General features: G+C 69.2%; 20 protein-coding genes and 2 pseudogenes. 4 read left to right on the plus strand and 18 right to left on the minus strand.

Going from position 1 to position 20930, the window contains the following annotated elements:
- Window positions 1–1269 carry an ATP-binding protein gene (locus tag AB0L95_RS32675; RefSeq protein ID WP_365167958.1) on the minus strand — a complete coding sequence of 423 codons (1269 nt, stop codon included), beginning with the start codon at window positions 1267–1269 and terminating at the stop codon, window positions 1–3.
- 344 nt (window positions 1270–1613) lie between these two features.
- Between AB0L95_RS32675 and AB0L95_RS32680 the strand changes: the two are divergent.
- Window positions 1614–1922 (plus strand): annotated as a pseudogene (locus tag AB0L95_RS32680) (ATP/GTP-binding protein); the annotation flags it as partial.
- Window positions 1919–2875, plus strand: coding sequence for a TniQ family protein (locus AB0L95_RS32685; protein ID WP_365167960.1), 957 nt, complete (start codon window positions 1919–1921; stop codon window positions 2873–2875). The pseudogene AB0L95_RS32680 and the gene AB0L95_RS32685, both read left to right, overlap by 4 nt.
- Window positions 2876–2926: 51 nt before the next feature.
- Here the strand turns inward: AB0L95_RS32685 and AB0L95_RS32690 are convergent, their stop codons facing one another.
- Complete coding sequence (locus AB0L95_RS32690) at window positions 2927–3544, minus strand: hypothetical protein (protein ID WP_365167963.1); 618 nt, start codon at window positions 3542–3544, stop codon at window positions 2927–2929.
- 321 nt (window positions 3545–3865) lie between these two features.
- Here AB0L95_RS32690 and AB0L95_RS32695 point away from each other — a divergent pair.
- Window positions 3866–4063 (plus strand): annotated as a pseudogene (locus AB0L95_RS32695) (transposase); the annotation flags it as partial.
- 8 nt (window positions 4064–4071) lie between these two features.
- Here the strand turns inward: AB0L95_RS32695 and AB0L95_RS32700 are convergent.
- The 10 genes from AB0L95_RS32700 to AB0L95_RS32745 form a co-directional block, all read right to left on the minus strand.
- Complete coding sequence (locus AB0L95_RS32700; protein WP_365167966.1) at window positions 4072–4764, minus strand: 3-oxoacid CoA-transferase subunit B; 693 nt, start codon at window positions 4762–4764, stop codon at window positions 4072–4074.
- Window positions 4755–5459, minus strand: coding sequence for a 3-oxoacid CoA-transferase subunit A (locus AB0L95_RS32705; protein ID WP_365167968.1), 705 nt, complete (start codon window positions 5457–5459; stop codon window positions 4755–4757). Before AB0L95_RS32705 ends, AB0L95_RS32700 begins: the two co-directional genes overlap by 10 nt.
- On the minus strand, window positions 5456–5665 hold the full coding sequence (locus AB0L95_RS32710; protein WP_365167971.1) for a hypothetical protein: 210 nt from the start codon (window positions 5663–5665) through the stop codon (window positions 5456–5458). The genes AB0L95_RS32705 and AB0L95_RS32710 overlap by 4 nt, the downstream gene beginning before the upstream one ends.
- Window positions 5666–5677: 12 nt before the next feature.
- On the minus strand, window positions 5678–6529 hold the full coding sequence (locus AB0L95_RS32715) for a dioxygenase (protein WP_365167974.1): 852 nt from the start codon (window positions 6527–6529) through the stop codon (window positions 5678–5680).
- Window positions 6530–6544: 15 nt separating this feature from the next.
- Window positions 6545–7624 (minus strand): maleylacetate reductase, encoded by a 1080-nt coding sequence (locus AB0L95_RS32720; protein ID WP_365167978.1) that lies wholly within the window; start codon window positions 7622–7624, stop codon window positions 6545–6547.
- A gap of 585 nt (window positions 7625–8209) precedes the next feature.
- Window positions 8210–9778, minus strand: a complete 1569-nt coding sequence (locus AB0L95_RS32725; protein WP_365167980.1) for a bifunctional 3-(3-hydroxy-phenyl)propionate/3-hydroxycinnamic acid hydroxylase — start codon at window positions 9776–9778, stop codon at window positions 8210–8212.
- Between the two features lie 277 nt (window positions 9779–10055).
- Window positions 10056–10754, minus strand: a complete 699-nt coding sequence (locus tag AB0L95_RS32730; protein WP_365167982.1) for an enoyl-CoA hydratase/isomerase family protein — start codon at window positions 10752–10754, stop codon at window positions 10056–10058.
- 84 nt (window positions 10755–10838) lie between these two features.
- Entirely contained in the window at window positions 10839–11900 is a 1062-nt protein-coding gene (locus AB0L95_RS32735; protein ID WP_365167985.1) for an alpha/beta hydrolase, read from the minus strand.
- A gap of 93 nt (window positions 11901–11993) precedes the next feature.
- On the minus strand, window positions 11994–12293 hold the full coding sequence (locus tag AB0L95_RS32740) for a YciI family protein (protein WP_365167988.1): 300 nt from the start codon (window positions 12291–12293) through the stop codon (window positions 11994–11996).
- On the minus strand, window positions 12293–13180 hold the full coding sequence (locus AB0L95_RS32745) for an SDR family oxidoreductase (protein WP_365167990.1): 888 nt from the start codon (window positions 13178–13180) through the stop codon (window positions 12293–12295). The genes AB0L95_RS32740 and AB0L95_RS32745 overlap by 1 nt, the downstream gene beginning before the upstream one ends.
- Before the next feature lie 505 nt (window positions 13181–13685).
- Here AB0L95_RS32745 and AB0L95_RS32750 point away from each other — a divergent pair.
- Entirely contained in the window at window positions 13686–14327 is a 642-nt protein-coding gene (locus AB0L95_RS32750; protein ID WP_365167992.1) for a carbonic anhydrase, read from the plus strand.
- Between the two features lie 203 nt (window positions 14328–14530).
- On the opposite strand, the gene AB0L95_RS32755 is transcribed toward AB0L95_RS32750, so the two are convergent.
- The 6 genes from AB0L95_RS32755 to AB0L95_RS32780 all read right to left on the minus strand — a co-directional run bounded on the left by AB0L95_RS32755 (window position 14531) and on the right by AB0L95_RS32780 (window position 20896).
- Window positions 14531–15136, minus strand: coding sequence for a histidine kinase (locus AB0L95_RS32755; RefSeq protein WP_365167994.1), 606 nt, complete (start codon window positions 15134–15136; stop codon window positions 14531–14533).
- A gap of 405 nt (window positions 15137–15541) precedes the next feature.
- A complete protein-coding gene (locus AB0L95_RS32760; protein WP_365167996.1) occupies window positions 15542–16246 on the minus strand; it encodes a hypothetical protein in 705 nt (234 codons plus the stop codon).
- Between the two features lie 255 nt (window positions 16247–16501).
- Window positions 16502–17179, minus strand: coding sequence for a GTP cyclohydrolase II (ribA, locus tag AB0L95_RS32765; RefSeq protein WP_365167998.1), 678 nt, complete (start codon window positions 17177–17179; stop codon window positions 16502–16504).
- Between the two features lie 200 nt (window positions 17180–17379).
- Window positions 17380–18429 carry a zinc-binding dehydrogenase gene (locus AB0L95_RS32770; RefSeq protein ID WP_365168001.1) on the minus strand — a complete coding sequence of 350 codons (1050 nt, stop codon included), beginning with the start codon at window positions 18427–18429 and terminating at the stop codon, window positions 17380–17382.
- 230 nt (window positions 18430–18659) lie between these two features.
- Window positions 18660–19730, minus strand: coding sequence for a tetratricopeptide repeat protein (locus AB0L95_RS32775; RefSeq protein ID WP_365168004.1), 1071 nt, complete (start codon window positions 19728–19730; stop codon window positions 18660–18662).
- Complete coding sequence (locus tag AB0L95_RS32780; RefSeq protein WP_365168007.1) at window positions 19727–20896, minus strand: DUF4331 family protein; 1170 nt, start codon at window positions 20894–20896, stop codon at window positions 19727–19729. Before AB0L95_RS32780 ends, AB0L95_RS32775 begins: the two co-directional genes overlap by 4 nt.
- Window positions 20897–20930: the final 34 nt, after the last annotated feature.

Consider the following 20930-nt stretch of genomic DNA (forward strand, 5'->3'; position numbering starts at 1 on the left):
TCAGGGGGCGGCGGGGCCGAGGCGGGAGCAGGCCCAGGTCAGCAGCGCGCGATCGGCTGTGGTCTCGGGGCAGCGGCTCAGGGACGCGTACGCGTGAGAGGTGATCTTCGCCCAGGTACGGAAGTTGCCCCGCGCGCACGTCTCATCCGCATGCAGCAGATCGGCGTCGGTGGCGGTATGCCACAGCGGGTGGAACAGGCGCAGCACCCCGGGAACCGACGCGGCTTCGAGGCGTGAGGTGTGCTGCCAGGTCAGGATGCGTGAGGCCAGCGCAGGCGCACGTGCCAAGGTGCGCTCCGCTCCGGCACCGCACAGCACGAAGGAGGTCTGGGTGGTGGGGGCGTCGACGAGCAGGCGGAGGTAGTCCAGTTCGGGCGCGGCGATACGCTGGACGTCATCGATGACCAGCACTCCCGGGGCCGACAGAGCCTCCAGGAGGACACGATCAGCCGCATCCGTGCGGCTCGTCAACGCTTTGCCGGGCAGGCCGAAAGCGGCGAGCAGCGCGGCACGCAGCTGCGGCAGAGCCGGTTTCACCGCCACCAGCGCACGGCGTACCGGAACACGGCGCGGCAGCCGGCGCACTGCCTGGTGGACGGCGACCGTCTTGCCGTGCCCGGTGTCGCCGTACACACACAGCACACCCCGCGCGGCAACTGTGTGCGCGAGGGCCTCGGTCACTTCTGCGAGTTGGCACGTCGAAACGAGATGCGCGCCCGGCGCGTACAAGCGCGCACCGCCCGCGAACGGCGACGACTCTGCCTGCTCGGTCAAGTCGTCGCTCTCGGGCTCACCTACGGCGTCAGGCTCGGGCCTGCGGCCTGTTTCGTCCACCGTGCCCGGCAACGCCAGCTCGGCCAGAGCCCGGTCATACACCACCGGATCCATCCGAAAAGGACGAGAGACTTCAAGGACGCGGCCGGCGCGCTGCTCGGCGCGCACCACCCGGTACAACGTCGCAAGCGACGGCACCACACCCGTGTCCAGCGAGGGCACGACCCCCTCGGCATGCTCTTCCATCCAGCGGTGCAGAGCCTTGACGTTCCCGCCCACATCCGACAACCGGGCCCACAACTCATCCGTGAACACGAACCCGCCCCGCCGCGGAACAGGCACCACGCACCCCGACTCACGCGCCACCGCGAGCCAGCGCCACACAGTACGCACCGACACCCCAGCCGACTCGGCAGCAATCCGCGCATGCACCGCCTCCAACCTGCCAGCCTCATCCAACGCGAGAAGACGGCGCACCACCACCTGCCGGACCAACGCCCGATCCTGCGCGGGAGAAGCGAGCGACATAGCCCGCGCAGCCACAGACGACGAACCCCGCGGCCTGTCCGGGGCCGAAGACAGCAACGGCGACGACGGTTGAACAGTCATACCCGCCACCACACACCGCCGGCATACCGACACGCACAGGAATACGCGACCTCACGTCAGCCACGAACCAGGTGTGCTACGCCGAACACGCAGAACATGACAGCGACTTGGTCACCCCGTGACAGCCGGAGCAACGGCATCAGACAGGAAGAAACCAGCCCACCACGCCACTCCCCCGCAACACGACCAGTGACGCCCAACCCACTGACACCACCCCACCCACTCACACTGCCTTCCCCGCCCGCCTCGGCGACAGCGAACCCTTCCGCGACCTCGTCAAGGCGATGGAGGCCGCGCTCGACCTGCGCCACCACCGGCCCGGGACCCTCCCCAAGCTGGCCCCGTACCTGCACGAGCGCACCGCCGGCCGCATCGGCAGCCTTGCCCGCCTCATCCGCCAGGCCGCCATCACCGCCCTGGTCGACGGCACCGAACGCATCACCAAGACCACCCTCGAAGCGATCCGCCTCGATCACCTCGCTGAACAGCACTACCGACCCCGCACCCGGCCCCGGAGCCGGGATACCAGCGCCCCGTGAGCCGGACAGACGTCCCGGCCCGTGCCCGAGCCGCGACCGTCCCCGCACAGCCCAGCGTCGTCACCACAGGGGCGTGGCTGCGGACCCCGTCAGCAGCACCGGGCGTATTCCGCGTACGGCCACTGCCCGGCGAAGCGACCGCCTCTTACTCCCAACGCCTCGCCGACCCCTACCAGCTGACGCTGCCCCAGCTCCTCGACGGCGCCGGCATCACCCTGACCGGCCACGGCACGCTACCGACAGCTGAACTCCACCTCAGCCCCGCCGCCTGCCACCCCCTCGCCGCCCTGGTCCGCATCCCACTCCCCCACCTGACGCGCGCCCTGCCCCGCCTCGCCCGCAACCACGACGCCCACCACATCGCTGCCGCCGCACACTGGAAACGGCTCGAAGCCGAGCAGCAGCCCGTCCGCGCCTGCACCCTGTGCACCCGCCACCGCAGCCACGACACCACCGACACCGCCTGGGTTCATCGGCCACCACACCGTCTGGTGTGCCCGCGCCACCACCAAGCCGCCCCCGACCCACGACTCACCACCACCGTCCACACCCAAGGCGTGCCCGAACTCGCCACGGCGCACCACGCCCACCAGCGCCTCCTACGACACCCCCGCGCCGCCACCGCCTGGACCGCCGCGCGCGCCATCACCACACGCTGGTACGACCACCAGCAACACCTCACCCACCGCTGGCACACCCGCCTGACCCAGCTCTGCGCGACCAACCCCTACCTGACCACGGCGGGCAGCGCCTCCCCCGCACTCCTGGCCCGCGACCTGGTCACCTACCCGGAAACCGTCGCCCTCGCCCGCGCACTCGCCACCCAGCCGAACCGGCACCACCACACCACCAACGACGCCCTCACCCTCATCGCCCACCGGTTGGACCTCGAGCGCCTGGCCCCCAGCGCGAACGACCCACTCCGCGTCTTCCTCACCCACACACGCCACTGACCAGCAGCATCACCGACCAGGCTGCAGGGGGTCGACTCGCGCCATACAGCCTCAGCTGCCGACGGTGCGGCCTGTCTGCGCCCATCGGCCGTCCTGAGTGACACCGAAGCTGAGCCGCCAAGGTTTGTGCCCCTCGGCTTCGCAGTCGGCCCACAGCCTGATCGTCGCGTTCTGGTACTGCCGCCGCCAGCGTTCCTCACCATCAACACCTTCGTACCAAGCCGGCTTTGCGGAAGGGTCAAGGGCGAGCCGAGTACGGTCGCCTGCTTCCAGCGGAAACGGCGTGACGGTCCGACCGAGTTGGTCGGCACCGTCGATTCCGGGCCGGAATCGGTAGGGACCCCAGACGACCTGTGCGATCTCGTCCGGCGTCGGGCCGCCAGCGAGGCTGGGCACCCGGGAACGGTCGAAGTCGTCCCGAATGATCAGTCGTATGCTCAGCCGGCCCAGGTGGGCCGGACCATCGAAACGGACGTAGAGCAGCCCGTCCGACTGCTCAAGTTTCAGCCGAAGCTGCGGAGTCAGCGCATTGTGCCAGCGGTCCCGTTCGATCTGAGCGACAGATGCCGCGGTGTCGTTCGCCTGACGTGAGGCCTTCCAAGCGCCGAATGCAGCGAGTCCGCTGAATGCGGCTGAAGCGGCCGCGATGGATGTGTCTGCGATGCCCATGCGGGACTGTAGCTCAGATGGAGCAGTTACCACTGGACGCACCACCGCACCTACAGGAAAACCGAGATCATTCCCATACGACTACAGAACCACAGGCCAACTACCCGAACAGCCAAACCGAACACCCCGCCAAGCCGCGCCCATCACCCCCGGACGCAGCCACTCCAGCCATCCCGAGTCCCACCCCAAAGACTGGACACCAGACCAAAGCAACCGCACTCCCTGAAGATCACTGACCCGTCACACGTGCGCCTCCATGCAGACAAGGCATGCGACATCCCTCACCTGCGGCGATGGCTATGGGGCAAACACATCGGCGTCCGCACCGCCCGCAAAGGCATCGACTCCAGCGAGCGACTCGGCCGACGCAGGTGGGTCATCGAACGCACCCTGTCCTGGCTGACCGGCTACCGCAGACTCAACCACCGCTACGAGCGCCACCCCCGCAACTACCTGGCCTTTCTCGGGATGGCATCCGCCCTCTGCTGCTACAAGCGGTTCCTCAAACTGACCATGTAGGACACGGTCTAAGCTTCGTCCGACGGCGGTGCATCACCGCGTGCGCCGCGCGGACGTTGGTCGACGACCGGCAGCACGGTGAGCGGTACGTCCATGCGGGCACGGAGATCATCGACGCCGATGTCGAATGTCTCCCGCACGAACACACCTTGCTGTCCGACGTCGAAGACGGCGAGGTCGGTGTAGACCCGGCTGACGCAGCCGACGCCAGTCAGCGGGAAGGTGCACTCCGGGACCAGCTTGGGCCGGCCCTGCTTGTCGAACAGGGTCATCATCACGAAGACGTGCCTGGCACCGATGGCGAGGTCCATCGCCCCGCCCACGGCCGGGATCGCGTCCGGCGCGCCGGTGTGCCAGTTGGCCAGGTCGCCTGTCGCGGAGACCTGGAAGGCGCCGAGCACGCAGACGTCGAGGTGGCCGCCGCGCATCATCGCGAACGAGTCGGCGTGGTGGAAGTACGACGCCCCGGACAGCTCGGTGACGGGAACCTTGCCCGCGTTCGTCAGGTCCGGGTCGATCTGGTCGCCGGTCGCGGCGGGGCCCATGTGGAGCATGCCGTTCTCGGTGTGCAGCGCCACACCCGAGTTCACGGGTAGGTGATCGGCCACCTTCGTGGGCTGACCGATGCCGAGGTTGACGTAGGAGTCGGCCGGGATGTCACGAGCGACGATGGCGGCAAGCGCGTCGGGGCTCAGTGCCATGTCAGCGCGCCCTGCACGATGTAGTGACGAGCCTCGACCTGCACGACGCGGTCGACGTAGATGCTCGGCGTGACGACTGCCTCAGGATCGAGGTCGCCCGTCGGTACCACCTCTGCGACTTGGACGATCGTGGTCGCCGCTGCGGTCGCCATCACCGGCCCGAAGTTGCGGGCAGTCTTGCGGTAGACCAGGTTGCCCATCTCGTCGGCGCGGTGGGCGCTGATCAGCGCGACGTCACCCTTGATCGGGTATTCGAGCACGTGGTCACGCCCGTCGATTGCTCGGGTCTCCTTGCCCTTGGCCAGCGGCGTCCCGACGGTCGTCGGGCAGTAGAACGCGCCGATGCCGGCGCCGGCTGCGCGTATCCGCTCGGCGAGGGTGCCCTGCGGGACCACCTCGAGTTCGATGCTCCCGGACCGGTAGAGCTCGTCGAAGACGTAGGAGTCGCTTTGCCGGGGGAAGGAGCAGATCACCTTCCGCACCCGGCGCGTCTTCAGCAGCGCCGCCAGGCCCACCTCGCCGTTGCCGGCGTTGTTGGACACGATGGTCAGGTCTTTGGCGCCCTGACGGATCAGTGCGTCGATGAGGTCGAACGGCATCCCGGCCAGGCCGAACCCGCCGATCAGGACGGTGCTGCCGTCTTCGATGCCGGCGACCGCCTTGTCGACCGTGTCGCAGATCTCGGCTCTGCTCACGCGTCGACCGCCCCCCATGGCTCGTTGCGTTCGTGGAGCACCTTGGCCAGCGTGCCGAGGATGCGGTCGCCGCTCGCGCCGAGCGGGTGGCCGATCGCGATCGCGTGGCCCTTGGCGTGGGTCAGCACGAAGTCGTCGAGCCGGACCGCCGCCCGGTCGGGGTACATCTGGGCGGCCTCGACGAGGTTCTTGGCGGGATGGGGCATCGTCCCGTCTCCCTATGCGGCGGACTCTCCTGCTCGGCACAGGACGAAGTCGTTCTCGCAGTGCAGGAGGCCGTCCTCGCCAGGCACGAAGTCGCGGATCAGCGACTCCTTGACGCCGAAGACGGAGTCGGAGTCCAGGTATTCGCTGTCGCGGTCGAAGACGTGGGTGGTCAGTGGGTCGAAGCCGGCGGCCGAGATCCTGGCGTGGATGTGCGCCGCCCGCCACGGGTGGCGTCCGGTGTCGGCCAGCAGCCCGCCGACGGGCCCGTCGGCGGGAATGGGATAGGGCACCGGCCGAACGGTGCGGATCTCGTAGCGGCCGTGTTTGTCGGTGCGGTAGACGCCGCGCAGGTTCGTCGGTGGTTGGAGGCTGGGCTGCTGCACGGCGTAGAAGCCTGTGGCGGCGTTCTGCCACACATCCAGGCTCGCGCCCGGGATGGGCTGTCCGTTCTCGTCCCGCACGGTTCCCTTGAGCAGCGCGGGCTGGCCGCCGTCGTCGTACTCGACCATGCAGGCGCCGAAGTCGCGGTGCGGTGAGCCCGGTACGTAGAACGGGCCCAGGATGGTGGGCTCGGTCGCGAACGACTCGACGTCGGAGTGGTTGATCAGGTCCACCAGCGAGGACAGCCCCAAAGTGTCCGACAGGAGGATGAACTCCTGCCGTGCGTCGTCGGTGATATGCCCGGCCGCGGTGAGAAAGCGGATGCCGGAGAGCCATTCCTGGTCGGTGAGCCGCACCTGTTTGGCGAAGGCGTGAAGGTGGCGGACCAGGGCGGACATCACCTCGCGAAGCCGTGGGTCGGGGGTCGCCTCAAGTCGGGAGAGGACCTGGTCGGTCAGGTCGTCCTCGGCCATCTTGTCCATGGTCATCTCTTTCGGTCAGGGAAGGAAGGCGGCGGGACGGTCACCGGCGTAGGAGGCGGCAAGAACCGTGCGGGCGCAGGCGTGATCGACCGTGCGCGGGTTGACCGGACGGCCTTGGACGACGATGGTGGCGGCCACGTCGATCTCCTGGGCCGGGAAGCCGAGCACGGACAGGGACTGCGTGGCCCCGATCTCGTTCCGCAGGTCCCATATCGCACCCGCCGCGTGGTCGATGTCGCGGCCGGCCGCCCGGAACGCCGCCTCGATGGCCGCCATCGCCGTCGGCGCGGCGTGCGCGTTGGCGGCCAGGGCGTAGGGGATGACCGCGGAGTGGGACGGAGCATGCGGCAGGTCGTAGGTGCCGCCGAGGGTGTGGCAGATCTTATGGTGGATGCCCATCCCGGTGGTGCCGAGAGTCCAGCCGGCGAGCCAGGCGCCGTAGGCCACCTCGGCGCGGGCGTCGATGTCCGCCGGGTCCGCCACCGCCTTGGGCAGGCCCGCAGCGAGCGCCCGGATCCCTTCCTGCGCGGTGAGCCGGGTCAAGGGAGATATCTGCGGGGCGTAGAGGCCCTCGGCGAGATGCGCCAGCGCGTTCATGCCGCTCGCGGCCGTGAGCGCGGGCGGGAGCGACACGGTGAGCTCTGGGTCGTAGATGACGACCCGGGGCAGGACGTGCGGGTCGTGCCCGGTGGTCTTGCGCTGGTTGTGGGTGATACCCCAGATCGGCGTCATCTCCGACCCGGCGTACGTGGTGGGTACGGCGAGGATCGGCAGGTGTGTGTCCTTCGCGACCGCTTTCGCGGTCCCGATCGCCGAGCCGCCCCCCACCACCACGACGGAGTCGGCCGCGGCGGCGCGTGCAGTGTCCACCGCCCGCGCGGCCACGTCCGCGGGAACGTGCATGGCTGCTTCGTCGAAGCGACCGACCAGCAGCGGTGCGAGCAGGTCGGACAGCTCCTGGCCGGTCTTCAAGGAGGGGTCGCTGACCACAAGCGGCCGGGTCAGCCCGAGCCGGGCCAGCTCGGTGCCGAGCTCCAGCCGCCTGCCGGCACCGAAGACCACCCTTGAGTGGGGGGTGTCATGAACGAACTGCATGGGGGCTCATCGTTGTCACGGCGTGCTCCTTGCACAGAGGTTGGCGGGTTTCCCGAATGCCTCGGCGAGCGCGACGCTGCGCCTGCTGACCAGGGGCTCGATCTCCGGGTGGGCGATGCGGACAGGCGTGGCGAGCGAAGGGCGTCCAGCACCGTGGCGCTGCTCCAGGTGCCTGAGGCCGGGCAGGCCGGGGGTGTCTGGCGGGTGCGGTGCGTTGCTGCCGTGCCCGCCCAGATCCAGCGCTCGATTTCGCGCATCTGGTCTGACCGGCGCCAGGGTGGCCGCCTGGATGTTCTGGGCGGCCGTCAGGCGAAGAAACCGGTCGCGGAACCTGGTGCGCTGGCGCGGCGCCCGATCGGGCGATCCGAGGCGTGGGTCCATCGAGGATCGAGCGGCCGTCGGGCAGGACGTGACAGGAGTCGGGCCGGATCTCACCGAGCAGCATCGTGAAGAGCGTGTTCTTCCTGCCCCGTTGTGCCCCATCAGGCCGATGACGTCACCTGGTTCGATCGAAGGGCCGCAAGCGTCCGGAGGGGTCACTCTGAGGAAACGTTTCTTAGGGCTTCGCGTCTTGAGCAGCATGGGTCAGCCCACTGCGATGTCGTCGGCGAGCAGGGACGAGCGCAGGCGGGACAGCACGGCGTCCAGGCTTTGGGCGGCGCATGCGTCGTACACGTAGAAGTCCGGGCGGATGACGACCGCGTCGGCATCCAGGTCGTCGAACCAGGCTGCATAGGTGCCTTCGTCGTCGGACACTGGCGCGCCCTGGCCGACCTCGACGAAGCGCAGACCGTAGTCTATTGCCCAGGCATGGGTCCTGTGCGGGAGTGAGGTGAAGGCGCCCGGCCGGCCCAGCACCGTCCAGCCGTAACCGAGGACGTCGTCGAAGCGGCCGCTGACCCCGTCCGCGGTCACCCGCCCGTGGTAGGACAAGTAGCCGGCCTGCGGATGGCTGCCGGTCAGGCCGGCCCCGAGTTGCGGGAGCGGCAGCGGCGTCGGGGCGAGATCGGGGTCCTGGAGGGCGGCTTTCATCTGGGCGTCGCGGGCGGCGGCCGCCTGCGGGTCGGTTACGCAGATGACCTGGCCAAGGCCCACGCACAGCTCGATGACCTGACGGACGTGGTCGATGCGTTCTGGGCCGTAGGTGTCGAGTAGGGAATCGGGGGCCTTGCCCCGCAGAACGGCGTCGAGCTTCCATCCCAGGTTTTCGGCGTCGCGGATGCCGGCGCACATGCCCTGGCCGGCGAACGGCGGCGTCAGGTGTGCTGCGTCGCCTGCGAGGAACAGCCGCCCGTCGCGCCACTGGTCGCACCAGCGCGCGCGGAAGGTGTACACCACGTGCCGTTCGAGGACCGCGTTGTCCGGGGTCAGCCCGAACTCGCCGACCAGGCGCCACGCTGTCTGTGCGGTGTTGAGCTCCTCGAGCGTCTCTCCGGGAAGTCGCATGAACTCGAAGCGCTGTCGGTGGGGGGATCCGCCGGGGACCACCGTGGTCGGCCGCTCGGGTCGGCACCACTGCCAGGCGCGCGCATCGAGTTGAAGCGGCTCGTGCGGAAGCAGGTCGACGATGAGCCAGTCGAAGCCGAATCCAAGGTCGGTCGTCGTTGCTGCCATGTGGCTGCGCACGATCGAATTCGCGCCGTCGGCCCCGATGACGTACTGGCACTGGAAGGTCCGTGTTCGGGCGTCCGGCCCCCCTTCGTACGAGCGGGCCACCACGGTGGCGCCGTCGTTGTCCTGGGCGACCCCGATAACCTCCCAGCCGCGCAGGACCTGCGTCTTGATCTGTGTGGCGACGATCGCGTTGATCTCGCGCTCGAGGTGGGGCTGGTAGAAGAAGTTGTTGACGTGCCAGCCGGAGCGCCCGTGCCCGCGCCAGTCCAACTCCAGTAGGACCTCTTTGTCTGCGTTCACCCAACGGTAGGGGACGTTGAACTGTTGGATCGCGGGGTTGGTCTCGGCGTCCAGGCCGATGCTGTTGAACAGTCGGGCTATCTCGTCGTCGAAGTGGACCGCGCGTGGGAAGGCATAGGCCGTGGGGAACCGCTCGATGCAGACCGAGGTCCAGCCCAAGCGTCCCAGCTTGTAGGACAGGTACTGCCCCACCGGGCCGTACCCGACGATGACAACGTCCACATGGGTGTGTCGGCTCATCTCCCACCCGCTCCTCTCGGATGGCGCCCGGATGGGCGCCGGTTCGGCTCGGAGAGACCCACCTCTGGCGAGGTGCTCACTCCGTGCGGTGCCTTGTCGGTCGGCCTTTCCGGATCGGGTCGTTTCGCCGGCTCGTGATGCGCGTCGGGGCCGGCGAGCCACGAGCCGTGTCCGTCACGGAGCCGGATCAAGCAACGCGCGCCGCGACCACCTGCAGTTGCGCCGACCGCTCGCGGGTGTCCCGCGGTCCGTCGGGCCGCCTTGGGAGAGATGGTTGTCATGGCGTGGTCCGGGTGAACAGGTAGGTGAATTCGGTGAGGGCTGCGTCCAGCGCCTCGTTGTAGGGCAGGGACAGGAAGCGGTCGGCGGTGCGGCGGCCGCCGGCCAGCATGTGCGATCTCGTGGCCCGGGCAACCCAGGTGTCGGTGGCGGCGGGCAGCCGGTCGGCGGGGACCACCTCGTTGACGACACCGATCTCGTAGGCGCGCTGGGCGTCGAACGGGTCGCCGGTGAGGATGTTCTGGAACGCGTGGCGGCGGCCGAGGGCGTGCAGGACGGGAACGGAGGCGATCATGGGCCAGGCGCCCAGGCTTGATTCCGTGGTGCCGAGCCTGGCTCCTTCGGCAGCGATCACGATGTCGCTTGCGCATACCAGGGAGAAGCCGGACATGAGGGCGTCACCGTTGACCGCAGCGATGACGGTGACGCCGAGGGTCGGGAGGGTCTTGAACAGTTCGACCATCCCGGCTCCGAACTCCGCCGGGTTGCCCTGGCTGAGGCGCGCGGCGTCCACCCCGCCGCAGAAGACGTCGCCCGCGCCGGTCAGTACCACCGCCTTGACGTCGGGATGTTCGTCCGCCGCACGTAGCGCGTCCAGGAGGTTGGCCACCAGCCCGGGGTACAGTGCGTTCGCGTCCGGATTGTCGAGGGTGATCCACGAGGCATTGCCTCGCAGCTCGGTGCGAATGCCGTCCATTGCCGTTCCTGTTCGGTCCGTCGTCTAGAGGTCTTCAGCGGGCGATCGGTCCTCAAGCGGCCGCGCCGGCGGCGTGACGCCACGTCACATGTGGGTCAGGAGCCAGTCCGCGCCGGGGCCGAGGTGCTCGGCGGCGCAGTTGGTGACCGCGTGGTTGCCCCGCTCGAACATCCACAGCTCGCCCATGGCCAGCGCCTGGGCGGTGCGCCTGCCGTGGCGGTCGGCGTCCAGGAGCACGTCCTTGCCTCCGAAGATCACCAGCGCAGGCACGTCGACCTGTTCGGCGACGCCGTCGAGCGTGAGGGCCTTGGCACGCTCACGGGCCGTGTCCTCGCTGCCGCCGCCGAGGTTCCAGGCGTATTTCGCGCGGTAGAGGGGCGGCATCCGCTCCCACTCCTCGTCCAGGCTCCACGGGCCGCAGTTGGCCAGCACCGCCGTGACGCGCGGGTCGAAAGCGGCAGAGCGGAGGGCGTAGTAGCCGCCGAGGCTCACGCCGGCGGCCGCGATCCGGGCCAGGTCGAGGTCGTCGCGGCCGTCCAAGGCGTCGAGCAGCGCGGAGACCGCGTGCTCGTAGTCGTGCCGGATGCCCAGCTCGAAGCCGACCTCACCCTGGCCTGGGCCGTCCATGGAGAGCGTGGCCATCCCGCGGGTGAGGAAGTCCTCTTCCCACTGCGGGAACTCCTCCTTGACGGATTCGGTGCCCGGGATGAGCAGGACGAGCGGCGGCCGGTCCGTGCCGCGGGGTCGGCGGAGGTTGCCGACGACCTTATGCCCTTCGAACGGAACCTCGATCCGTTCGAAGGACGGGGCCTGGAGCCGCAGGCCGGCAGCGACAGCGTCGACGCTGCGGATCGTCAGGTCCCGGTAGCGGGCGTCATCCTGCACCGCCAGGGCCTTTCCGAAGTGGAATGCGACGCCGGCGCGCACCCGCGCGGCACCGGCGCTCCTCTGCCAGCCCGCGGCCTGGTAGCGGTCCGCCAGCCCCAGATAGTGCTCGCCCATCTCCGTCCACTGGTCCCACCAGTCGTCCCAGTCGGCGACCTTCTCGGACAACCGCTGGTAGTCGGCCAGGTCGATCCCTCTGATCACACATCGGGCCTGCATGGTCGCGAGCGCCACGCCGACGTCGCCACGAGGATCTGTCAAGGAACTTCCCTTTCACTCAAAGGCTTCAGCCGGCGTCGTCATCGACCGCCGATGGCAGGGCGCGTAGCACCGTCGGGCCGACTGGCCGGGCCGTCAGTCTCGGACGGCTGCAAGTACGGAGCCGATCACCGGCTCCCACACGGCGATCTCGGTCTCGGCGATCACGCCGCCCACGGCGGCGAAGGGGTCCTTCTCCATCAGCGCCCGCACCTGGGCCTTGTCGGCGCGGAACAGCAGCAGGGCACCGCGCGGCTCGTCAGGCCCGTAGGGCCCGGACACCAGCAGGACACCCTGGTCGGCGAGCCCACGCAGCCAGTCACGATGCTCGGGCAGGACACGGTCGCGTCGGGCAACGTCATCGGTGTAGCGATAGGTGACGGCGACGACCGTCATCAGGCTCCCGCCTCCGATTCCGCGAAGCTCACTGGGGAGGCAGCACGAGCGCTGCCCGCGCGATCGGCGGCACGGACGGCGTCAAAGAGCGTCTTGGCGCCGGCCTGACTGGTGAACCCGCCATCGACGGCGATCTCCGCACCGGAGAGGTACCGGGACTCGTCGCTGATCAGGTAGACGACCAGGTGTGCCACATCCTGCGGCTCCCCGAGGATGCCGAGCGGGTTGGCAGCGAGTTGCGCCTCGCGGAACGCGGGTGGAGCGTCGGCCACCATCGAGGTCTCGATGTAACCGGGATGGATCAGATTGGAGCGTATGCCCAGCGGCCCCAGCTCCAGGCTCGCCACCTTCGCCACACCACGCACGGCCCACTTCGACGCGGTGTAGGCAGCCGTGAAGTTCGGCGTGAGCGCCGCGGCACTGCCGATCGTGACGATGGAGGCGCCGGGTGGCATCAGCGGGGCCAGCGCCTGGATGCCCAGCAGCGGGCCGGTGGTGTTGACGCGGAGGACTCGCTCCCAGTCCTCCAACTGGACCTCCAGCAGCCGGGCCAGGTGCGTGCGGCCCGCGTTGTTGACCAGACCGTGCACGTGGCCGTGCAGCGTTCTCAGTTCGGCCGCCAGCCGGGTCCAGGCGGCGGGGTCGGTCACGTCGAGCTGCCGATACACGATCGCGTCGCCGTACCCGTCGAGTTCGCCGGGCACCACCTCGTCCGGGGCGACGACGTCGGTGGCCACCACGATCGCCCCTTCGGCGGCCAAGGCACGTGCCTGCGCAGCGCCTTGACCACGCGCCGCACCGGTGATGAAGACGACCTTGCCCGCGACGCGGCCGGCAGCCGACGTGCCCTCGCGCGCCCCATGGAGGACAGTGCTGTCCCTTTGCATGGGTCCTCCTTGCCTCAACGTCGAGTGCGTTACCAGCAGCCCGATTTGCCGATTTCAGCAGAATTGCCGATCTCGCCAGAGCTGATGATTTCGTCAGAGAGTAGGGCGTGTTACAACCCCTGTCCAGGTGCCGGATCAATTCCGTGTCAGGTTCCAGGGTGGTCGCATCACTCGCCGCGCTCGCCCTGGCGACAGCCATCGCCGCGCCTCGCACCCAGCAGCCAGCTCACCACACGGCCGCCTTCACGCACGTCGGACACACCACGACCGGTAGCAGTTCCGCCTGCGATCAGGCAGCAGATTCCCGCACCGACGTCGCGGCGTTGCGGCCCTGCTCGCAACCGGATCGCGGCAACGCGAACGGGGTGCCGTCGTCCACGTCCGCCAACCGGCCGCCCTCGCCCGGCGCCTGGGGGGTATGACAAGGCCGTCAGTGTGGCCCGATCCGGCGAGCTCCGGCGAGCCAGGCGGCGCGACGGCTGGTGCCGGGTCCTACGCTGCGGTGATGACCGAGATGAAGGCCCCGACGCCCCGCGACGCCTTCGAACTGCTGCTGGCCGGTAACCAGCGCTTCGTCGCGGGCGCCCCCGAGCACCCGAACCAGGACGCCATCCGCCGCGCCGAGATCGCGCCGTCCCAGCAGCCCTTCGCCGTGCTGTTCGGGTGCTCCGACTCCCGGCTGGCCGCCGAGATCATCTTCGACCGCGGTCTGGGCGACCTGTTCGTGGTGCGCACCGCAGGCCATGTCATGGGCTCGGAGGTGCTGGGCAGCATCGAATACGGCGTGGACGTGCTGGGCTGCCCGCTGGTCGTGGTCCTCGGCCACGACTCGTGCGGCGCGGTCGGCGCGGCGTGCGCCGCGCTGGAGGATGGCATGGCCCCGGCGGGGTACGTCCGGGACGTCGTCGAGCGGGTGACCCCCAGCGTGCTGGCAGCGCGGGCCGCCGGACGGGTCGAGCCCGAGGAGATCCTCGCCGAACACATAAGGCACACCGTCGACCTTCTGCTGGACCGCTCCCGGGTGCTCGCCGAGGAGGTCGCCGCCGGGCAGGCCGCCGTGGTGGGCCTGTGCTACCGCCTGGCCGACGGCAGTGCACAGCTCGTCGCCTCTCGCGGCCTCGCTGCGGCGCTCCCCACCACGTCCTGACCGCCCCCGCCATGGCTGCTCAGCGTGGGTCGCCTCGCCGGGCGACGTGCCGGTCGGGGCGGATGAGGAGGCTGCCGTGCCCGTAGAGGAGATCAGGACACGGAGGCTTGCGCCCACCAGTCCGCCCGACGGAGAGGTGACGCTGACCAGCAACAGGGCCCAGGTCCGCGGCCTGGCCCTGCCTGTGATGACGGGTGACCAATTCAGGCGACAGGGCGGTGGAGCCGCTGCTTGAGCGCCTTCCCGCGCGCCTCCGCCGTGGCTTCCAGCCGGGCCTTCTTCTGCTCCCGGCGCACCTTGGCTGCCTCGCGTTCCGCCGCTTCCTGTGCCTCGCGGACCGCCTTGGCCTCGGCTCGCACCCGCTCGGCCGGCCTACGCTCCAGCACCGCGTCGAATCGCATGGCGAGCAGGTCGATCGCCGCCGTGTCGCGCTCGGCGACCTCGGCGACCAGCACCGTGCTGCCCGCACTCACCTCGTCGGCCACCAGGGCCACCAGGCCGGAGTTCTCCGTCGCCCGCCGCCAGTCGGCGCCGCCGCCCACCAGGGCGCCGGTGCCCCAGCCCAGCACCACGCCAAGCGGTCCGCCCAGCAGACCCACCACCGAACCGACCAGCCCGCCGGCCAGCGCCCCCGCCCCGGTCGCGACACCCTCGGGGATCCGCACCGTCCCGTCCAGCCGGCGCTCGACGAGCATGGCACCCATGACCTCCACGGTCGGGCCGCCGAGCTGCTTCAGCTCACTGAGCGCCTGATAGGCCGAGGCCTGCTCGGCGAAGCGGAAGACGACGACGTTCTCGGGCCTGTCCATGGCCACCCCTCACCTGCTCATAGGTCTGCACTCGACGGGAACCCCGCCTTCGAGACAATATGTCTCGCACAGCTTGTGAGTCAACTTGTCTCATAGAAGTCCGAGAGGTTCGCCGCCAGCGTCCCCACGCCGCAGCACAGGCAAAGAGACAGGTGTCAGCTGCACCCCTGGGGGCGGACCCCGCGCGCGGTACCCGCGCGGCGGCCCCGGCGGCTGCGACAGAGCCGCGCATCGATTGGCGGCGACTTGGCTCTTGATCCGACCAGTACGTCCACCCAGGCAGTACGAACTCGTAGCGAAGGCCCTCAACGTCGCCATCCGGCCACAGCCTGACCGACCCCGACAGCAGCGCGGAGGGCGCCGCCACCTTCTCCACGGCAAAGCCCGGCGCCTTCTCTTCCTGCCCTAGAGATTCTTGCCGGTGTTTCCCTCGCCATTCGATGAGTCCGGCCGCTTCCTCTCGCCCGGAGCAGGAGCATCCTCTTGCCCACCCAGCAATTCCAGAAGTGCAGCGTCCGCCTTCTGCCTGTCCTCCTTCGTCAGTTCGATAGGCGCGTTGCTGTAGACGGCGTACCGGTGGGGGTCAATGATGTTGGCGGCTCTAAAGGTGAACGTCAGAAGCGGGCGCCACCCCTTTCGGTGGCCAAGTCTCGCTTGTATCTGAACCTTGTAATCACGGGCCTCTGGAACAAACCCGGAAAACGGTGCCTCGAATTCGAGGAAGAGTTGCCGCGCTTCTCTGCCGGCCACGGCGAATCCGGCCGGCAAATTCCGCTCCTCGTCCGGCCCGGGTTGGAGACGGAAGGGTGAAGACATCCACAGGAGTGGAAGATGAGAGGCGGGCTCATCAGGGAAGGTCAGCATGAGATCCTGCACGACTATCGGCTTGGCGCCGGTGTTGTGAAGGACGATCGGAAGCCGCAGGCGAGCCATGGAGCAGTCGACAATCGCCGCAAAAGAATGAGGCTCCCACGACTTCAGGCGCCCCTGCCTGGCGTTGAGCCACCAGAATGAGGCTACGGTGAAGAGCAGTGCACAGACCGACACGAAGCCGGCGCCAGAAAGCGGTGAGGACGCAATCTGATCGGCAGCGGCTATCAGCAAAAGCACAAATTCAGTGTGCCAGCCGCAGGCGAGGCACGCTAACAGAACCTGGTGATGCGGGGCCCTTGAGCGGCTCAGCCTCTCGACGGGGAGCAGCTGAGATCCTCGATCCTTCGGCGAGGAAGTGTGCCAGCCACACGGCCACGTCGCTATGCCCGTGCTCTCAGTACTGCATCACCGCGTGCGAGAGAGTCTGCCTGGTCACGCGCTCCTCCTCGTGGTGACAACAAGCTTGGGCTATGACCCGATGGGCATCGGCCGTCAGCCGACAGTCAGTTCCGTCAGCGGCAGTGTGTGCTGAGTGCGGACTGCCTTGGTGCGGAGGTAGCGGACGTTGTGTGCCGTGCTGAAGACACCCGTGGGAACGTGGCGGGTCACCGTAAGGCCCAGGGTGCGCAGCTGCTCGGCCTTGTCGGGGTTGTTGGACAGCAGGTCCAGTTCACAGATGTTGAGGGCGGTGAGCATCTGCGCGGCGGCCGTGTAGTCGCGGGCGTCCTCCGGAAGGCCGAGGGCCGCATTGGCGTCGTAGGTGTCGAGGCCCTGGTCCTGGAGGGCGTAGGCGTCGAGCTTGTTGTAGAGGCCGATGCCGCGGCCTTCTTGGCGGAGGTAGAGCAGGACGCCGCCGCGCTCGGCGATGCGCTCGGCCGCCTCGCGCAGCTGGGGGCCGCAGTCGCAGCGGGCCGAGCCGAAAACGTCGCCGGTGAGGCACTCGGAGTGCAGGCGCACCAGTGGGGGCCGGCCGGGGGCGGGTTCGCCGAGGATGGCGGCGACGTGTTCCTGGCCGTCGGTGAGGCTGTGAAAGGTGGCGAGGTCGGCGGTCACGGTATAGCCGTCACCGAAGCGGAGCGGGACTGTCACACGGGTGCGGATCGTGGCTGCCGGCACGCCGGTCGGGGTGCTGCTGGCGTTGGGTGCGGTGGCGTTGTGTGAGTCGCGCATGGGTGGTCCTTCTCCGGGGCGGCGTTGCGGGTGTTGTTCGCGCAATGGGGCCGACGCCGGCGCCGTGGTGGCGCGTCGGTCACGTCGAATGGGCGCCATCGTTCGGCCTCCTTCTGCGTAACCCGTGTCTTCATGGGATGCGCCGGCCGCACACCTTCGGAGAGTGCACGGCCGGCATGCCCACGCGCTCGGTCGGGTCGTCAGGGAACGAGGATGAGGCGGATCGGGTTGCCGATCTTGTGTTCCAGGCGGTGGATCGCGTCGGGGGCGTCGGCCAGGGAGATGTGGTCGGTGATGGAGGGGGCCAGGTCGAGACGGCCGCTGGAGGCCAACCGGATCAGCTCGTAGACGTGGTCGAACGACGATCCGTAGTGTCCGTACACCTTCTTGTTCTTGAGGTTGAAGGTCATTCGCTCCGAGATCTTCAGCGGCTCGGTGGTGATACCCACCAGGACCAGCGCACCGCGGTCACCGAGCAGGGGCGATGCCTGTTCCCGGACCGGGGGAACGCCGGCGAAGTCGAATGCGTAGTCCAGTCCCAGTCCGTCGGTGGCCCGCAGTACGGCGTCAATGAAGCCGGGGTCGGACGGGTCGAGCGCGATGTCGGCGCCGAACGCGAGGGCTCGGGCTCGGGCACCGGGCAGCGGGTCGACGGCGATGACCGGCGCGGCACCCATCATGCGGGCCAGCCGGACGGCATGGGCACCCACTCCGCCGACTCCCCAGATGCCCACGGACTGGGCGGAGCGCACCTGCACGGTTTCGACCAGGGCCGCGTACGAGGTGGAGACGGCGTCCGGGATGATCGCCGCCTGGTCGAAGGGAAGTGCGTCGGGGATGGGGACGACCGTGTCCTCGCGGGCGATCGTGTACTGGGACCAGCCGCCGTCATAGTCGACGCCGCGACCGCGGAACTCTGTGCACACGCCGCCCCTGGCACAGCGGGCGCACTGGCCGCAGGGCTGGCCCGCCTGCAGGGCGACCCGTGTGCCGACGGTCAGGTCCCGCTTGAGGCCGGATCCCAGGGCATGGACTACACCGGAGATCTCGTGTCCCAGGGTGAGCACGTTCTTCGCGCCCAGGTGCAGGGGGGTGATACTTCCGTCGATGAGGTGAAGGTCGGAGAGGCACACGCCGGCGGCCTTCACTTCGATCAGTACTTCGCCCGGTCCGGGTTCGGGGATCGGGATCTCCTCCACGAGGAACTTCTTCGTGTCCAGGTGGACGCGTCCTGCCAGCATGGTGTCCATGGTTTGAGGCCTTCTTGAGTTGGTGGTTGCGGGGTTGGAGTGCTGCAGCGGTCCGGGACCGAAGAGGGATGGGGGCGCGCTGCGTCAGGCCGGCGGATGGGGGTTCCAGCCCGCAAGAGCCGGACCGCAACGGTCTCTTGCGGGCTGGGGGGACCGGCGGAACGGCACGCCTCCGTCCGTCCGGCCGATCCCGTCGGTGCCCCCTAGCCGCCGGCATGGCCGCTCAGCGGCTAGGGGGCAGCCTGTGCAACCCGGTTCTGCGCGAGGACAGCGCGCTGGAACAGGGCATGGGAGCGGGCGGTCTGGCGGAAGGTGAGGTTCTGCAGGGCCAGTTCGAGTCCCCTGTCGGCGTCGCCGCCCACGGTGAGCCAGAAGTCGGCTGCGTGGTCGGCGTAGGCCTCCGGGTGGCACCGCACCAGTTCGTCGTAGCGCGTTGCCGCACGCTCGCGCCACTGCTTCGCCTCATGGACACGGCCGCTTCTGTGCAGCGCGGCCGCGAGGTGGGCGGCATACTCCGGGTCGTCGCTGGTCCGGGTGAGGGGGCGCAGGAGGGCGACGGCGTCATGAGTCTCTCCGCGCAGCAGCTCGACCTCGGCCAGGTGACCCAGTGCCGGCGCGTAGCCGGGCACCCGGCGCCGGGCGGCCTCGTACCAGGAGCCAGCCGCATCGAGATCGCCCTCGCGGTGCCACATCACACCGCGCCTGAAGTCCAGCTGAGCGAGCGGGAAGGGCGAGGTCCCCTGGTAGTGGCGCCGCGCCTCGTCGAACAGTCGCTCCGCCTCGGTGATCTCCCGTCGGTCTGCCTGCAGCACGGCGAGCGCGCCGAGCGTCGTGAAGTCGCTCTGCCGCTGCGCCGCTGCGCGGATCAGGGCCATGGCATCCGCGTGGCAGCCAAGGGCCTGCAGGATGACGGCGCGTTCCGCGTCCAGTTCGGCCGCATCCGCGCCGCTTCGGCCCGCCGCGCCGAGGTCGGCAGCGGCCTCGGCGAAGCGGTGCAGGGTGGCCCGCGACCTGGCGCGGGCGAGCAGGGCCGTGCCGTCCTCGGGTGCGGCGCGCACGAGCTGCTCGGCGAGTTCTGCGGCGCGTTCGTAGTCGGCGACGCGGCCCAGGAGGTGGCCTCGGAGGTTGAGGAGGTCGATCAGCCCCGCCCCCTGGGCCACCGCCAAAGGAGCCTGCGCCTCCCCCGTACCCGTACGACTGAGTCGTACGGCCAGGCCGTCGATCTGCGCGTGCAGATTCGTCACGGCGATGGTGCCGTTCGTCGTGACCGGCTCGCACACCTGGGGAGACGCCCCGGTCATGCCGCTTCCTGGGGGGGCATCTGCGCGGCCAGGCGGGCGCCCAGGTCCGGCGGGGTCGGGTTGGGAGCGTTCAGGTAGGGGAAGGTGTGGGTGGCCGGCTGGGTCGCCTGGTCGACGCCGTCGCTCAGACGCTCGCCGTCGGTGCCGCCCACCAGCAGGGTGTAGAGAGTGTCGACGATGTCGTCGTTGAGCGAGCGGCCACCGCAGGTCGTGTGCGGACGGCCGGCGACCAGGGCAGTCTCGATCTCGAAGCAGCCGTCCTCGGAGAAGGGCTTGGACAGGTCGACGACGAGGAAGTCCGCGAGCAGCAGCTCGGTCAGCGGGTGGGCACCCTGCTCGTCCAGCGGCCAGTCGGTCTTGCCGTCCAGGCCGTCGAACCAGGCCAGGTTGGCGTTGAACCGCGCGCGGTAGGCGTCCGCGTAGTCGGGCCGGATGCCGAAGGTGTCTTCCTCGTTGTAGAGGTCGCGGATCTCCAGATCGCGGTTGACCGTGTCGTACTTCTTGCTCGACAGGACCACGTTCTTGATCTCGGGGCGGCCCATGCGCTCCAGCTGTATCGGGCGTCCGCCACCGGCCGTCAGGGTCTCGCCGACGACCGCCACCAGCGAGCCGGCGGCCGAGCCGAGCGCCGCGGCCTCGACCTCGAGGACGATGCTCAGCACGTTCAGGCCCTCCAGAACGTTGGGAGCCTCGGGCCTGAGGGCCAGCTGCCCCGTCATATCGGTGGCGATCACGCCCACGAAGTCGATGAAGAACGGGTCGAGCCGCGACCCGGCGAAGATCTTCAGTCCCTCGGCCTCGGTGGGCACCTCGTTGCCGACCTGGAAGACGACCGTCCGGCCGTCGGGTGCCTGGCACCTGCCCATCTGCACCAGGGTGTCGGCGCCGTCGAGCTGCTGGGGGGCGTCGAAGGTGAAGTCGAAGACGTACTCGTCCTCGCCGACATTGAACGCCGCAGTGGCGCCCTCGCTCACGGACGTGACCGGCCGGACGCGGAAACGGTGGGTGATCACGTCGGAGAACAGGGCTGTAGGGGTCGAGGCCGGGAGCACGTTGAGGACGAGCACCAGGTTCCCCGGCCGCTCCGGGCTCGGGAAGGCGTACACGTCGCAGATGTCGGAGGCGGGGTCCGCTATGGCACGCGGCCCGGAGAAGTGGTCAGCCATGAGAAGCTCCTTGTCGTATCGCTCGCGAGAGATG

It is taken from the genome of Streptomyces sp. NPDC052036, assembly GCF_040680495.1.
Taxonomy (GTDB): domain Bacteria; phylum Actinomycetota; class Actinomycetes; order Streptomycetales; family Streptomycetaceae; genus Streptomyces.